The organism is Pseudomonas sp. Choline-02u-1, from assembly GCF_002836515.1.
Lineage (GTDB): Bacteria > Pseudomonadota > Gammaproteobacteria > Pseudomonadales > Pseudomonadaceae > Aquipseudomonas.
This window is the reverse complement of the sequence record NZ_PJBC01000016.1, coordinates 35069-49972: the sequence shown is the minus strand read 5'-3', so window position 1 is coordinate 49972 and position 14904 is coordinate 35069. Positions and strand designations below refer to the sequence as shown.

General features: G+C 58.6%; 14 protein-coding genes. 10 read left to right on the top strand and 4 right to left on the bottom strand.

The genetic code is table 11. The annotated features are described in order from the left end of the window. Positions 1 to 128: 128 nt before the first annotated feature. Together CXF97_RS13140 and CXF97_RS13135 are read right to left on the bottom strand one after the other, a co-directional pair. Positions 129 to 392 (bottom strand): DUF4404 family protein, encoded by a 264-nt coding sequence (locus tag CXF97_RS13140; protein WP_016775472.1) that lies wholly within the window; start codon positions 390 to 392, stop codon positions 129 to 131. 108 nt (positions 393 to 500) lie between these two features. Continuing rightward, positions 501 to 1121: a phosphatase gene (locus tag CXF97_RS13135; RefSeq protein WP_101158861.1), complete on the bottom strand. Its 621-nt coding sequence runs from the start codon at positions 1119 to 1121 to the stop codon at positions 501 to 503. A 198-nt stretch (positions 1122 to 1319) separates the two neighbouring features. Between CXF97_RS13135 and CXF97_RS13130 the strand changes: the two genes are divergently transcribed. The 3 genes from CXF97_RS13130 (at position 1320) to rssC (ending at position 4017) form a co-directional block, all read left to right on the top strand. Further along, positions 1320 to 2009 carry a VacJ family lipoprotein gene (locus CXF97_RS13130; RefSeq protein WP_101158860.1) on the top strand — a complete coding sequence of 230 codons (690 nt, stop codon included), beginning with the start codon at positions 1320 to 1322 and terminating at the stop codon, positions 2007 to 2009. Positions 2010 to 2353: 344 nt separating this feature from the next. Next, entirely contained in the window at positions 2354 to 3538 is a 1185-nt protein-coding gene (gene rssB / locus CXF97_RS13125) for a two-component system response regulator RssB (RefSeq protein ID WP_101158859.1), read from the top strand. Then, a complete protein-coding gene (gene rssC / locus CXF97_RS13120) occupies positions 3535 to 4017 on the top strand; it encodes an anti-sigma factor antagonist RssC (protein WP_003226553.1) in 483 nt (160 codons plus the stop codon). Before rssB ends, rssC begins: the two co-directional genes overlap by 4 nt. 126 nt (positions 4018 to 4143) lie before the next feature. On the opposite strand, the gene tal is transcribed toward rssC, so the two are convergent. Both tal and CXF97_RS13110 read right to left on the bottom strand, forming a co-directional pair. Next, entirely contained in the window at positions 4144 to 5070 is a 927-nt protein-coding gene (gene tal / locus CXF97_RS13115; protein ID WP_041477315.1) for a transaldolase, read from the bottom strand. A gap of 202 nt (positions 5071 to 5272) precedes the next feature. Next, positions 5273 to 6229, bottom strand: a complete 957-nt coding sequence (locus tag CXF97_RS13110) for a glycosyl hydrolase family 5 (RefSeq protein ID WP_101158858.1) — start codon at positions 6227 to 6229, stop codon at positions 5273 to 5275. Between the two features lie 290 nt (positions 6230 to 6519). Between CXF97_RS13110 and CXF97_RS13105 the strand changes: the two genes are divergently transcribed. The 7 genes from CXF97_RS13105 to CXF97_RS13075 are packed head-to-tail and all read left to right on the top strand — an operon-like array spanning position 6520 to position 14858. Then, positions 6520 to 6960 (top strand): low molecular weight protein-tyrosine-phosphatase, encoded by a 441-nt coding sequence (locus CXF97_RS13105; RefSeq protein ID WP_101158857.1) that lies wholly within the window; start codon positions 6520 to 6522, stop codon positions 6958 to 6960. Positions 6961 to 6999: 39 nt separating this feature from the next. After that, positions 7000 to 9222, top strand: coding sequence for a polysaccharide biosynthesis tyrosine autokinase (locus CXF97_RS13100; RefSeq protein ID WP_101158856.1), 2223 nt, complete (start codon positions 7000 to 7002; stop codon positions 9220 to 9222). Positions 9223 to 9262: 40 nt separating this feature from the next. Continuing rightward, positions 9263 to 10345 (top strand): glycosyltransferase, encoded by a 1083-nt coding sequence (locus tag CXF97_RS13095; RefSeq protein ID WP_101158855.1) that lies wholly within the window; start codon positions 9263 to 9265, stop codon positions 10343 to 10345. A gap of 15 nt (positions 10346 to 10360) precedes the next feature. Then, positions 10361 to 11473: a polysaccharide pyruvyl transferase family protein gene (locus tag CXF97_RS13090; RefSeq protein WP_101158854.1), complete on the top strand. Its 1113-nt coding sequence runs from the start codon at positions 10361 to 10363 to the stop codon at positions 11471 to 11473. Beyond that, positions 11470 to 12702 (top strand): phosphoribosylaminoimidazole carboxylase, encoded by a 1233-nt coding sequence (locus CXF97_RS13085; protein WP_101158853.1) that lies wholly within the window; start codon positions 11470 to 11472, stop codon positions 12700 to 12702. Before CXF97_RS13090 ends, CXF97_RS13085 begins: the two co-directional genes overlap by 4 nt. Continuing rightward, complete coding sequence (locus CXF97_RS13080) at positions 12693 to 13796, top strand: hypothetical protein (protein WP_101158852.1); 1104 nt, start codon at positions 12693 to 12695, stop codon at positions 13794 to 13796. Before CXF97_RS13085 ends, CXF97_RS13080 begins: the two co-directional genes overlap by 10 nt. Positions 13797 to 13808: 12 nt before the next feature. Continuing rightward, entirely contained in the window at positions 13809 to 14858 is a 1050-nt protein-coding gene (locus CXF97_RS13075; protein WP_101158851.1) for an acyltransferase family protein, read from the top strand. Positions 14859 to 14904: the final 46 nt, after the last annotated feature.

Here is a 14904-nt window from a genome sequence, read left to right as displayed (position 1 = left end):
AGCGTTGTGTCAGTCGACATCATTGTTAAATGAAACCCCGCATTCGCGAGCAAGCCCGCTCCCACATTTGACCGCGTTCAAAATGAAAAAGCCCTGCCATCGCTGGCAGGGCTTTTTTCCGGCGGGGCTCAGATGCCCATGCTGCCCAGCGTATTCATGATATTGCGCAGGGTGCCGGCGATCGCCGGGTGTTCGACTTCGAAGCGCTCGACCGCCAGGTTCACGCCGTCGGCGATGCTCGCGTCCTGAGTGGCAGTTTCCAACTGGATTTCCGATTCGATCTGCGCCATCAGCGCATGCAGATCTTCACGTTCGGCTTCCGACAGCGGTGGATTGTGTTCCAGCTGCTCGCGCAGGGTATCGAGCTGTTTTTGCAGTTCTTGGGCGGGCATGGTGGTTTCCTTTTATCAATAGGCACTGGCATTGACCGCAGCCGCGCGCCAAAGGTCTATGGCTGACCTTTAGATTAATCCACTCTCGGTAAACCTGCATGACGCCGGTCAGGGCTTTTCGCCTTTGGCACGGCGCAGGCTGATGTCGGCGAGACAGGCATCGAGTTCGCCGAGGTGATCGATCACCGAATGCACACCCAGGCTGAACAACTGCACGGTGGCCCTGCCGCGCAACTGTTCGCGTTCCTTTTGCGAGAGGGCCTGCCATTCGCGTGGGCTCAGGCCGCACAGTGATCCACAGGACGCCAGGCCAATCGTCCATAGCCCTGCGTTCAGGCCGGCCTGTAACAGACGCGGCTCACCGCTGACCAGCACGCAACCGTCGAGGCGGTCGATGTTCAGATCCATCAACGCTTGCCAGCACGCATTGGGGGCTGGCCACGGATTCATTGTTGCTGAATGTTGCGTCGGTTTGATCCAGTCCGGCAGCGCGGCGGCCAGTGACCGAGCGAGGGCAGCGGGCAGTTCGTCGAGCCACGCGCAGGGAATTCCCTGGCGCTGCAAACTTTTCAGGCTATCGAGTGCGCCGGGCGTAGTTTTGGCATGTTCCGGCTGGGCGTCGAGCTCTTGCGCGGCGCGGGCGCCGAAATCCACCAGGCAACCGCTCAGGCCGAACAGTACGGCAGTCAGACTGGGCGCGGCGACGGGCAAGGTTTCGGCGTGAGTCATGGCAACGTCCCTGAAATAACGCCAAGACTAGGGTGCGGGGGTGACAGTTGCATGACAGCCCTGTGAAAGTCGACGGAGGAAACTTCCTGCATATCCTTGCAGCGGCGCACTGCCCAAATCGCCGTTTGCGCTTATACTAGCGGCCTTAATGCCCGGGCCGAGAGGTCTGCGCCAGTATCAAATCCAAGGAGTTTTTCTATGCGCTGGAGCCCTTCGCTCACTCAGCTAAGTGTATGTGCCAGCCTGTTGCTGGCGCCGTTCGCCACCCAGGCGGCCACCGAAGAAGACCCTTGGGAAAGCGTCAACCGGCCGATTTTCCAGTTCAACGACTTCGTTGACACCTACGCGCTGAAGCCTTTGGCGCAAGGTTATGAGTTCGTCACCCCGCAGTTTGTCGAAGACGGCATCCACAACATGTTCCGCAACGTCGGTGACGTCACCAACCTGGCGAACAACATTCTGCAGGCCAAACCGGCTGCCGCGGGCGTTGATACCGCCCGATTGATTTTCAACACTACCTTCGGTCTGCTCGGCTTCTTCGACGTCGGCACCAAAATGGGCCTGAACCGCAGCGACGAAGATTTCGGCCAGACCCTCGGCTACTGGGGCGTGGGCAGCGGTCCCTACGTGATGTTGCCGCTGATGGGCCCGAGCACCCTGCGGGACGCGCCGTCCAAGTACGTCGACAGCTACACTGGCATGTACCGCTACATCGATCACGTGCCGACGCGTAACTCGATCTTCGGCCTGAACATCGTCGACACCCGCGCCAGCCTGCTGTCGAGCGAGAAGCTGATCAGCGGCGACAAATACACCTTCATCCGCAACGCTTACCTGCAGAACCGCGAGTTCAAGGTGAAGGACGGTCAGGTCGAAGACGATTTCTGATTTCGACCGGTGACAGAAAGGCGACCCTCGGGTCGCCTTTTTTGTCCGCGCCAGAGCGTCGCCTGCAACGGCCGCTACCTTCCATCGGGTTACGGTTGGAGCTGTTCTTATAACTCCCGGTGATTTGACAAACAAAGTCGTCAAGCGACAATCGGCGCATGCTTGAAACGCTCTGCGGATGGGAGTACCGTCTGCGCCTTAGAAGGGCACCTCTGTTTAAAACCGCGCGCCAGGCGAATGCTTGAAAGCGTTGCAGCAGAGAGGCTAGAAAGCGAATCCAGTAGTCTGCGCAGGGCCGTTGCCCCGCTCACTACGCCAACCTAATTCTGGCGCCGTTTGCCCACATGCCAAAAACCAGTGCCACGCTGCTGATAATCGATGATGACGAGGTAGTGCGCGCGAGTCTCGCGGCCTATCTGGAAGACAGTGGTTTCAGCGTCCTGCAGGCCGGCAACGGTCAACAGGGTCTTCAGGTATTCGAGCAAGACGAGCCCGATCTGGTCATCTGCGATCTGCGCATGCCGCAGATGGGCGGTCTGGAACTGATCCGTCAGGTCACCGAGCGCTCGCCAGAGACACCGGTGATCGTCGTCTCCGGTGCCGGGGTGATGAACGACGCGGTCGAGGCCCTGCGCCTGGGCGCGGCGGATTACCTGATCAAGCCTCTCGAAGATCTGGCTGTGCTCGAGCACTCCGTGCGCCGGGCCCTGGATCGTGCGCGGCTGTTGCTGGAAAACCAGCGTTACCGCGAGAAGCTGGAGAAGGCCAACCGGGAGCTGGAAGCCAGCCTGAACCTGCTTCAGGAAGACCAGAACGCCGGTCGCCAGGTGCAGATGAATATGCTGCCGGAAAGTCCGTGGAGCATTGACGAATTCCACTTTGCCCACCAGATCATCCCGTCGTTGTACCTGTCGGGTGATTTTGTCGACTATTTCCGCGTCGATGAGCGCCGGGTTGCGTTTTACCTGGCGGATGTTTCCGGTCACGGCGCGTCATCAGCCTTCGTCACCGTGCTGTTGAAATTCATGACCACGCGTTTGCTCTTCGAGTCGAAACGCAGCGGTACCTTGCCGGAGTTCAAGCCTTCGGAAGTGCTCGGTCATATCAACCGGGGGCTGATCAGTTGTAAGCTGGGTAAACACGTCACAATGGTCGGTGGAGTCATCGACGAGGAGACCGGTTTGTTGACCTATAGCATTGGCGGCCATCTGCCTTTGCCTGTGTTGTACACGCCTGACAGTGTTCGTTATCTCGAAGGCCGTGGTCTGCCGGTGGGGCTGTTCAATGAAGCCACCTACGAAGACCACGTGCTCGAGCTGCCACCGACGTTCAGCCTGACGCTGATGTCTGATGGCATTCTGGACCTTTTGCCAGAAGCAACGCTCAAAGAAAAAGAAGCTGCTTTGCCCGAGCGGGTGAAGTTGGCGGGCGGCAGCCTGGATGGTCTGCGGCAAGTGTTTGGTTTGGCCACGCTAGGGGAGATGCCGGATGATATCGCCCTGTTGGTGTTGAGCAGGAATCTTCAATGAGTACCGGTAGAATCCAGTTCGCCGAGCAGGACGGCACGTTCGTCCTGAAGTTCGTCGGTGAAGTTCGCCTGACCCTGTGTTCGGCGTTGGATGCGACTATTGAGAAAATCTTCACCGCGCTGAATTTCAACGCGATCGTGATCGATTTGACCGAAACCCGCAGCATCGACAGCACGACGTTGGGCCTGCTGGCCAAACTGTCGATCCTGTCGCGGCAGAAGGTCGGCCTGTTGCCGACGGTTGTCACCACCCACGAAGACATTACTCGGCTGTTGCAGTCTATGGGTTTCGAGCAGGTGTTCAACATCGTCAATCACCCGGTGCCTTGCCCGGAGTGCCTGGACGATTTGCCGGACCAGGACCAATCCGAAGAAGTGGTGCGGATCAAAGTGCTGGAAGCGCACAAGATTCTCATGGGCCTTAACGATTCCAATCGTGAAGCGTTTCATGATCTGGTGAATGCGCTGGAAAGACATTGATCTCGTGAATTGATGGTGTCTGGGCTTGCTCGCGAAGGCTTCAGTTCGGTCAAAGCGCCTCTCAATGCAGAATGAAAAAGGGCGAACCCTCACAGGTTCGCCCTTTTTGCATTCTACAAACTCAAATCACAGCTTGGCCTGCAACAGCGCTTCGAGCTTCTCCTGATCGCGGGCGAACTGACGGATGCCTTCAGCCAGTTTCTCGGTGGCCATCGCGTCTTCGTTGGACAACCAGCGGAATTGCGCTTCATTGAGGCTCAGACGCGCTTCACCGGCATTGCCCGGCGCCAGTTTGCGTTCCAGCTTGCCGGTGTCGGCGGCCAGCTTCTCCAGCAGTTCCGGGCTGATGGTCAAACGATCGCAGCCGGCCAGTTGTTCGATCTGGTTGATGTTGCGGAAGCTGGCGCCCATGACCACGGTCTTGTAGTCATTGGCCTTGTAGTAGTTGTAGATGCGCGTCACCGACTGCACGCCGGGATCATCGGCGCCGGTGTAGTCGTTGCCGTTGGCCTTCTTGTACCAGTCGTAGATACGGCCCACGAACGGCGAGATCAGGAACACCCCGGCATCGGCGCAGGCGGCGGCCTGGGCGAAGGAAAACAGCAGGGTCAGGTTGGTCTGGATGCCTTCCTTCTCGAGGATCTCGGCAGCGCGGATGCCTTCCCAGGTCGAGGCGATCTTGATCAGCACGCGGTCGCGGCCGACGCCGGCCTTGTCGTACAACTCGATCAGGCGATGCGCACGCTTGAGGATCGCATCCTGGTCGAAGGACAGACGCGCATCCACTTCGGTGGAGATGCGGCCCGGAACCACGTTGAGAATTTCCTTGCCCACTGCGACACCGAAACGGTCGCTGGCCAGGCCGACATCGCCCTTGCAGTCGCGGACGCAATCGTTCAGCAGTTCGGCATAGCCGTGAATGGCCGAAGCCTTGAGCAGCAGGGAAGGGTTGGTAGTGGCGTCGACCGGTTTGACTCGGGCGATCGCTTCGAAGTCGCCAGTGTCGGCAACCACGGTGGTGAACTGTTTGAGTTGTTCCAGCTTGGAAGTCATGGGCGTGCTCTATCCTATGGGTCTGAAGACATTACCCGAGCGCTGACAGGCACTCAAGGGTGCATTCGTGCATCGAAGGCCCCTGCGGCAACAACCTGAAAACGATTGTTTGAAAGGCGGGGCGCGGTGTCGCTGAATACGATGCCAAAACAGCCCACAGGTTCAAAGCAACCGACCTGTGAACAGACCGGTTGCCCAAGGCTCACTCAGCGTTCAACAGACCTTCCACGGACAACCGTGCCGGTTTTGGCTGGCCGTCAGAGGTGAGAAAGCCGAAGTTCTTCTCACGATCGTTACTACCTGAATCACTGTTCCGCCATTCATAGATAGAGGTCAGGGGAATATTCAGGCGTTTAACGTCGGTAATAAACGCGTTGATTTTGGTCGCTTGCCCCTCAGGACCGCCGTTGGAGGCGAGGGCCGAAACTCCCCATTCGCTGATGACACCCGGCAGATTGAAGTTCTGCTGAATGAACGTCTGCGCGTTGCTGATCTGCGTGGCGGTCATGCCGTAAGGGTGATAGGACACGGCGTTCAAGCACTTGGGGTAATCGCTGACGATGCTTTTCAGCGCCACCGTCGACGCCGAGCCCGCGCTTGGCGGCCGGGCAAAGCCGAAGCCGACGCGTGGTGTCGTCTGCGGCTGACCTTCGAGGGTCTTGCACATACCGGCCATGAACGGCACGAACGTGGTGTCGAAATTGCGCGTCGGCCAATAGGTTTCCAGATCCGGCTCGTTCCAGATTTCGATCGCCACCAATTGCGAACTCCAGGTTTTTTCCAGCCCGGTCACGGTGTTGGCGAACTTACCGCCGGCGGCGTTCAGTTCCTCCGGCGAAGTGGCCGGCAGTGCCTTGATTGCGCGCACCGTCAGCAGCACCGGCAGCCCGGCGGAAGCGGCGGCGGCGAAGGCATCGCTAACCTGTTTCTGATAAGTCTTCGCGGTGAGGCTGTCGCTCCACACGCCGAAGCGCACAAAGCTGAAGCCGGCCGCTTTGATTTGCGCGGCATCGGCGGCGGTGAAGCTCTGGATCTTCACCTGCACGCCGATGGTTTTCGCCGGAAGGTTGGGGAACAGCTCACTGGCGTGAACCTGGCTGGTGGCACCGAGCGCCATCAGGGCGAGGGCGGCGAGTTTATTGCGCTGTGCTGTTTTCATGTCTGCTCTCCTGAAGAGAATGACAACTACGAATATTTATCCCGTCACACAATTTCCGATAACGGTGATAGCACTAAGTGCGCGAATGTTATTTTTTGTCAGGAAAACAGCAACTGAAAATCACAGTTATTTTTAGTCCGCTAATTGTGGTTGGGGCGGCTTAAAACGCTGTGGTACTTAATGTTCCTGTACTAACAGGGCGAAGCTATTTCTGAGTGCAGGAAAGTCGTGAGGGTTCATTAACTTTTTACGGCATGTTGGCTGTTTGATATTACACAGGAAAGCAAGACTTGTTCAAAAAGATCCTCGTTGTCTGCGTGGGCAATATATGCCGAAGTCCGACGGCTGAACTGCTGCTGCGCAATGCACTGGGCGCGTCCGCCATCAAGGTGTCCTCCGCCGGCCTGTCCGCCCGCGTAGGCGAGGGGGTGGAAGCCTCGGCGCGGCAGGTTCTTGAAGAGCACGGGCATTGCGCCGAGGCGTTCAAGGCGCGGCAACTGACTTCGGACATCGTCAATGACTCGGACCTGATCCTGGTGATGGAAAAGGCCCACGTCAATCAAGTGCTGAAGATTGCCTCGCACGCCAGAGGCAAAGTGTTTCTGCTCGGCAAATGGCAGAGCGAGCGCGAAATACATGATCCGTATCGTCAAGGCAAGGCCGCTTTCATTCATGCCCACGCATTGATTGAAGATGCAGTTAGTTCATGGGTAAAGCGTCTCGGACATTGATGAATATTCTTCAGAACAGTGAATGGTAAGAACAGACTTATGCAGTTACCGTCCGTAATCGGCACTCGCGACAATGATCAAGACAGTATTGATCTGCTCGGCATCTTCGGCAGCCTGATCGACCAGAAGTGGCTGATCGGTGCGCTGACCGGTGCCTTCATGGTCACCGGCGTCGCCTATGCGGTTCTGGCAACGCCGGTGTACCTGGCGAACGCGCTGGTGCAGGTCGAACCGAAAAAGAACGACATGCTCGGTTTCTCCGACCTCAACAGCATGCTTGGCGGGCAATCGCCGTCGGTGACCGAAATCGGCATTATCAAATCCCGCGCGGTGATCGGCAAAACGGTCGACGACCTGCGCCTGGACATCGACGTCACCCCCAACACTTTCCCGCTGATCGGCGGCTTCCTTTCGCGGCGTTATCGCGGTGACAGCGAAACCGGCGTTGCGCCGCCGCGTTTCGGTTTGAACAGTTATGCCTGGGGCGGTGAGCGCTTGGAGTTCTCTCGGCTGGACTTGCCGAAAGATCTGCTCGGCAAGAAACTCACGCTGATTGCCGGCGAGCAGCAGCGCTTCCAACTGTTCGATGAAAACGACAATCTGCTCGCCGAAGGTGTGGCTGGCGAAGCGTTTGCCAACGACGGTGTAGAAGGGCAGATCTCGCAACTGGCAGCTAACCCCGGCACGCATTTTCAAGTGGTGCGCAATCCACGGATCGTGACCATCCAAGGCTATCAGGATGCGCTGGATATCTCCGAACAGGGCAAGGAGTCGGGGATCATCCGCTTGGCGCTGGCCAGCTCAGACGCCGCCGAGGCGGTGAAGATACTGAACAAGATCGCCTCACTCTACGTCGAGCAAAACGTGCGTCGCACCTCGGCGGAAGCCGCGCAAAGCCTGGCCTTTTTGCAAAGCCAGTTGCCCCAGGTCAAGCGTGATCTGGCCAAGGCCAGCGACGCCTTGAATGCCTACCAGACCCACGGCAAGACCGTGAATATCTCGCTGGAAACCCAGTCGGTGCTGGGCCAGTCGGTGGCGCTGGAAACGCGCATTTCCGAACTGAAAATGCAGCAGGCCGAGCTTGATCGCAAGTTCACCAAACAGCACCCGGCCTATCGCGCTTTGATGACGCAGATTGGCGAGTTGACCCAGCAGCAGAAATCGCTCGAAGGCAAGGTCCAGGACCTGCCGGCCACGCAGCAGGAATTGCTCAACCTGACCCGGGACGTCGAAGTGGCTTCGCAGATCTACACGCAGTTGCTGAACAAATCCCAAGAGCTCGACATCGTCCGCGCCGGGGCCGTTGGCAATGTACGCCTGATCGACACCGCCGATGTCGACCTGACCAACCCGATCAAACCGAAGAAAGCGCTGATCGTGTTGATCGCGACGCTGCTCGGCGCGTTTGTCGGTGTGGCGCTGGTGCTGCTGCGCAAATCCCTCAGCCGTGGCCTCGAAGGCCCCGAAGGCATCGAGCAGTTGGGCCTGCCGGTGTATGCGTCGATTCCCTACAGCGCCTTGCAGGAAGAAGAGGACAGCAAAAAGGGTCGCGCCCGCGATGGCGTCGACAAGCCGGCCTACCTGCTGGCGCTGCGCAACCCGACAGATCTGTCGATCGAATCGATCCGCAGCCTGCGCACGTGCCTGCACTTCGCCGGCCTCGATTCGACCAACAACCGCATCATGATTTCCGGGCCCAGCCCGCAGGTCGGCAAGACGTTTGTCTCGTCCAACCTCGCGGCGGTCATGGCCCTGAGCGGCCAGCGCGTGGTGCTGATCGATGCCGACATGCGCAAAGGGCACCTGCACAAAACCCTTAACACACCGATCAGCAACGGTCTGTCCGACCTGCTGGTCAAGCGCTGCACCCTCGAACAGGCCATCAACAAAGTCGAGATCGACAACCTGCATTTCATCAGTCGCGGGCAGGTACCGCCCAATCCTTCCGAGTTGCTGATGCACGCCAACTTCCGCGAGCTGTTGGCGCAGCTCAGCGAGCTGTACGACCTGGTCATCATCGACACGCCGCCGCTGCTGGCGGTGACCGATGCCGCCATTGTCGGTCGCGAGGCCGGCATCAGCCTGATCGTCACCCGCTTCGGGGTGAACCCGGCCAAAGAGATCGAACTGACCATTCGCCGCTTCGCCCAGAACGGTATCGAGTTGAAAGGCGCGGTGTTCAACGGCGTCGAGAAGCGTGCGGCCAGCTATTACGGCGGCACTGGCTATTACAACTACGAATACGCGTCCGACAAATCCTGATGGTTGCCGATTGTTCATTCCTGTTTGAAGTGGGTGAGTTGTGAAAAAAATACTGCACGTGGCAGAGACGATCAAAGGTGGCGTGGCGACGGTGATCCGCACGATTTCGGCATCGCCCGAAGACGACGCGGCGAATTATCAACTGGTCTATCTGGTGCCCGAGGATCAGGCCAAGGAGCTGCACGGCATCGCGCCGCAGCAAGTGCGCACATTCCCGCGCAGCGGCCGCAACGTGCCGTCGCTGCTGCGGTTCGCCTGGCGCCTGAGCCAGGTGCTGCTCAAGGAAAAACCCGATGTCGTGCATTTGCACAGCACCTTTTCCGGAGTGATCGGCCGCGTTGTGTGCGTGCTGTTGAGGCCATGGCGCAAGCCGAAAATCGTTTATTGCCCGCACGCGTTTTCGTTCCTGATGGAAAGCTCGCCGACCAAGCAGAAGGTCTATGCGTGGATCGAGCGCGTGCTGCAGAAAGTCACCGACGTGATCATTTGCGTCAGCCAGTACGAGTTGGATAAAGCCGCGCGCTTCGGCATCGATCGCAAGCGCATGAAGCTGATCTACAACGGCATCCCTCACAAGGACGACGCGCCGAAGAGCGCTGGCGCCGAGCCGATTCATCTGCTGTTCGTCGGGCGTCTGGATTACCAGAAAGGTTTCGACGTGCTGCTCAAGGCTTATGCCAAGGTCAAGCGCAACGACTTGAAACTGACCGTGGTTGGCAGTGCGGTCAACGAGGATTCGGTGGACTGTCCGCCGATGGATTCGGTCGAATACCTGCCCTGGGTGACGCCGAGTGAAGTGCAGGCGCTGTATCAGAAAGCCGATGCGCTGATCGTGCCGAGTCGCTGGGAAGGCTTTGCCATGGTGCCGCTGGAAGGCATGGCCATGGGGCTGCCGGTGATTGCCAGCAACTGCACGTCGCTGCCGGAGCTTGTCACCAACGAAGTGTCCGGCTACGTCTTTCCGTCCGGCGATCACCAGGCGCTGGCCGATGTTTTGACGATCATCCAGAGACCGCGCCTGCTCGACCTCGGCAACGAAGGCCGGAGCATTGTCCGCGAACGCTTCAGCGCCGCGTTGATGATCCGCCAGACCTACGACCTGTATCACGCTCCCACTTATTAAGTAGAACTCAAGCTTATGAACGTAACGATTTTGCATGGCTACAGTGCGTCCAACTCCGGTGACGGTCTGCTCGTCGATCTGGCCATTGCTCTGGTGCAGCGTAATTTCGGCGCAGACACCGCGATCAGTGTCGTGGCGTCCGATCCCGAGTCGTTCAATTATCTGCCGCACCCGCGTTTCGATGCGCCGGTCATGGCGGCCAAAGGTCTGGGCCGGGTCAAGCAGGCGGTGTTTCTCAATCAGTCCTATGCCGGGCTCGCTGATCTGCTGAAAAAAACCGATCTGATCGTCGGTGTCGGCGGCGGTTACATGCGTTCGAAAAGCGCCTTCGAGCACATCAAGCTGAAGCTCGGCCACGCCAAGCAACTGGAAACCGCGATCCTCAGCAAAGTGCCGTCGGTGTACCTGCCGCAGAGCATCGGCCCGTTCCACGGCGAGAGCAGCAAGATTGTCGAGTATTACGCCAGCGCTGATGCGGTGTTCGTGCGCGACAATCGCTCCTCGGCAATCTTCGATGCTTGCGAAAACGTCTATCGCGCGCCAGATCTGGCGGTGCAGTCGCTGGCCAGCAAGATTCTGCAGCAACCGAAGTTCACCCGCTGCGCCGCTTCGCCGGCGACCGTGTGCGTGGTGATGCGCAAACCGCCGGAGTGGAGCAAAGAAAAGAAGGTCGCTTATGTGGCCAACCTGAAACTGCTGCTGCAGCGTCTGAAGAACAAAAGCAAAGTGGTCTGCGCCGTGCAAAGCGCCGTGCGTGGCAACGATGACGGCGCGTTCTACCGTGAGCTGGGCATCAACGAAGACCTGCTGTCACTGAAGGCAACCATCGCCAAATACCAGCCAGACCTGGTGATCTCGGTGCGTCTGCACGGCGCCATCGAATCGCTGCTCTCCGGCGTGCCGGCGTATCACATCAGCTACGAGCGCAAAGGCTTTGGCGCCTATCAGGACATGGGCGTCGAGGACTGGGTGATCAACGGCGGCGACATCGACGTCGACACCATCATCAACACCGTTTACGCGCCCAATGCCTTGGCGGATTTTGGCAAGCGCCTGACCGACACGTGCCGCGAGATCGAGGCGAAAACCGTGGCCATGGACGAAATCATCAAGGGTGTCGTTCGATGATGTTTCGGCTGTTGCTTCGCGGCGGAGCCTTGGGCGCGAAGTTCTTGCTGGTGTTGGCCATCACCCATTACCTCGGTTACGAGGCGCTGGGTTTTTACGGTGTGGTGGTCGCAGCGTCGTTGATCGCGTCGAAGTTCTACAGCGTCGGCTTCAGTTCCGAAATCAACCGACTGATCAGCGTCGGCGGCAGTTCGCGGCGAGTCGTCGACAAGGTCTTGCTGCTGTACCTGGCGGTCGGGCTGGTGTTGTCGGTGCTGACCGTGCTGGCCTATTCGCTGTTTCAGTCGGTTGAAGCAACCGCCACCCTGATCCTTTGCGTGACTCTGGTGCTGCTCACCGAGCACCTGTCGTTCGAAATCAATTCCTTCGTGTTTTCCGCGCAGAAAGCCACCGCCGGCGCCTTGCTGTTCTTCATCAAGACCGGCCTGTGGGCGGTGTTGGCGGTGGGCGGCATGATGCTCGGCTGGGTCGCGGGCATCGCCAGTGTGTTGTGGCTGTGGGTCGCTGCCAACGTGCTGGTGATCGGCGCTGGTTATCTGATCGTGGTGAACGTGCACAAGGGCCGCGACGCAGCGGCACTGGACGCCGCGACGGTGTGGAAGGCCGGGTTGCCGTTCTATCTCGGCACCGGTCTGATCGCCCTGAGTCAGTACGCCGAGCGCTTTCTGATCATCGATCTGGAACCCTACGCCAGCCTCGGTAAATATGTGTACGCGTGGTCAGCGGCCAATACTTTGCAGGCGTTGTCGTATGCGGTGGTGGCGGTGGTCGGCATTCCGGTGTTGGCCAAACGGTTTCAGGCCGATCAGCAGGCATTTACGGTCAGGCAACTGTTCGTCAATAAATGGGTGATGCGCTCGCTGGTGGTCTCTGCGGTTGTGGCCGTGGCGATCTATGTGTTTTTCAATGTGTTGCTCGATTACGTCGCCGCCAGCGTGCCGCGTCCGGATAACGCGCTCCTCGCGGTACTGATTTTTTCCTTCGCGTTGCGGGCAATTGGCGACATCGTCTGGGGCGGTCTGATTGCCTCGAAAAACAGCCGGGTGTCGCTGGCCAGCGCGGCGATCTGTCTACTGATTTCAGTGCCAGTCAGCTATGTGCTGATCAAGCATTACTCGATCTATGGCGCGGCGTGGGGCAACGTCTTCGCCATCGTCGTGCAACTTGGCGTGATCGCGTTGTTGACCCGTGTCACCGGCGCAAAGAAGGCTGCGCTGTCATGGGCCTGAAGCTGCCGCGCATTGAATTTCGCGGGCGCACATTCGATTCGTCGATTTCCTTTCTGATCCTGTTCACCGGGCTGTTTCTGTCAGTGGCGATGCCGCTGTTGGTGCCGCGCGATCCGGGGCCGGATGCAATGACCTTGTGGTCGTCATACGCACGTGCCGACAACTGCAATTTCTGGAACCCGTTCTCGCCGGATCGCTCGTCCTACGAGTGTTCGGCGTTCCTGCTGCGGCCCACGGGCATCAACCTGACCAATGCCTGGGCGTACGGCATGTTTTGCAATTTTTTCCTCACAGCGATTCCGGTGGTGGTGTTCCGGCGCATGCCGCTGACGATCTTCGGCACCTTGTGTCTGTGGGGCATCGTGCGTTCGTTTTTTCTTGAAAACCTCACCAAGGAAATCATCGTCTCGGTGGCGGTGTTGAGCATTTTGCTCAGCGCGTTGACACGCAAATATCGCGGCGGTTTTTTCCTCTCGGCGGTGATCTACGGCGTGCTGATCCGTCCGTACTGGATTCTGTTTTCGCTGTCGTGGGTCGGCGTCTGCGTGATGAAGAAGTACGTATCGCGCTTCACCTTCTTTCTGATGCTGTTTCTGTTCTATTTGGCGGTGGCCATGGCCATTCAGATTGCGCTGGGCTTTCCGGTGTCGTCGATTCGCGCCAGCAACAACGAACTGCGCACGGCTGGGGAGGAGGGCTCGAAGTCGCTGATCGTCTCGTGGCTCAGCGGCAGCGACTTCGTCTCTCAGGCACTGGATTCGATGATCATTTTCTTCCGCCTGTCGTTCCCGGTTGAGCTGATTCTGCTGTCCGGGCCGGGGCAGGTGATCTTCGTTGCGCTGATGATCATGACTGCACTGCTGCTGTTCAAAGTCATCACTTCGACCGACTACAAGGGCGCGCCGATCCAGACCAAACCCAAGGAACTGATCGCGATTCCGCTGGCGTTTCTGTTGGTGCAAGGCTTGTTCGAGCCGGACTTCGGCTCCTTCGCCCGGCATTTCTCGATGGTGGTGCCGGTGTTGTTCGTCGGCCTGGGCTTGATGCTGCGCGCGAACAAACCGGTGCAGGTCGAATCAAGAATTCTCACTTAAGGCAGGTGCTCTATGTCGAGCAAGAAAAAATCCCTGGAGATCGAAACCCTGCGCGGCCTGGCGTGCCTGCTGCTGGTGCTCTATCACGTCATCGGCCCGCTGGGCGGCGGTTTGAAAATCGATATCGGCTCGCCGTTCAGGGTCATCGCCGACTCGATGGTGTACGTGCGCATGCCACTGTTCACGTTCATCTCCGGCTACATCTATTCGATCTACAAGATTCGCGGCAATGACTTTTCCGCGTTCTTTGCCGGCAAGGTGCGACGGCTGATCGTGCCGCTGTTCTGCGTCGGCGTGCCGTTCTCGGTGCTGCAAGCGGTGGGGCCGGGGGTGAACAAGGATGTCGGCGTGATCGACGCGTTGCTGTCGTTCTGGGTGCCGATCAACCACTTCTGGTTCCTGCAGGCGGTGTTCATCATTTTCATCTGCGTCGGCTTGCTGGAGTGGCGCGGTTTGTTGCATTCGGCTGCGCGGCTGTATGGCTTGTTTGCCTTCGCCGCGCTGTTGTTTCTGCTGCCGCCGTTGCCGCTGGATGCGTTTGGTATCAACGGTGCGATCTACCTGCTGCCGTTTTTTGTTGCGGGGATGATCGGGCAGGAAAATGTCGAGGTGTTGAAGCAGCGTTTCAAAGTGATCGGGCCGCTGCTGTTTGTGCTGATTTCGCTGACGCTGTTGTATGTCGCGGCGATCGATCGTGAGCTGATTGTTGATCGTCGCAGTGTGATCGGTTTGACGGTGGGTTGTGTGTCTTGCATCGCGTTGCTGTCCAGTGACATGCGTTCGAAAGCGCTGACCTGGCTGGGCGGATATTCCTATGCGATTTTCCTCTTTCATGTGTTGTTCGCGGCGACCTCGCGGTTTGTCCTCGGGCGCTTGGGCGTGAAGGATGAGAGCTTGCTGGTGCTCGGTGGTCTGAGTTGCGGATTGCTCGGGCCGGTGCTGTTGGCGAGGGTGTTCAGTCGGTTCAATTTCACCTCGGTGTTGTTCCTCGGCGAGCGGGCGGCGAAGCGGAAACCGTTGGCGCCCATCACCCCGGTGGTACAGACGCAATCCTCCCTGTAGGAGCTGACGAGTGAAACGAGGCTGCGATCTTTTGATCTTTTGTCGT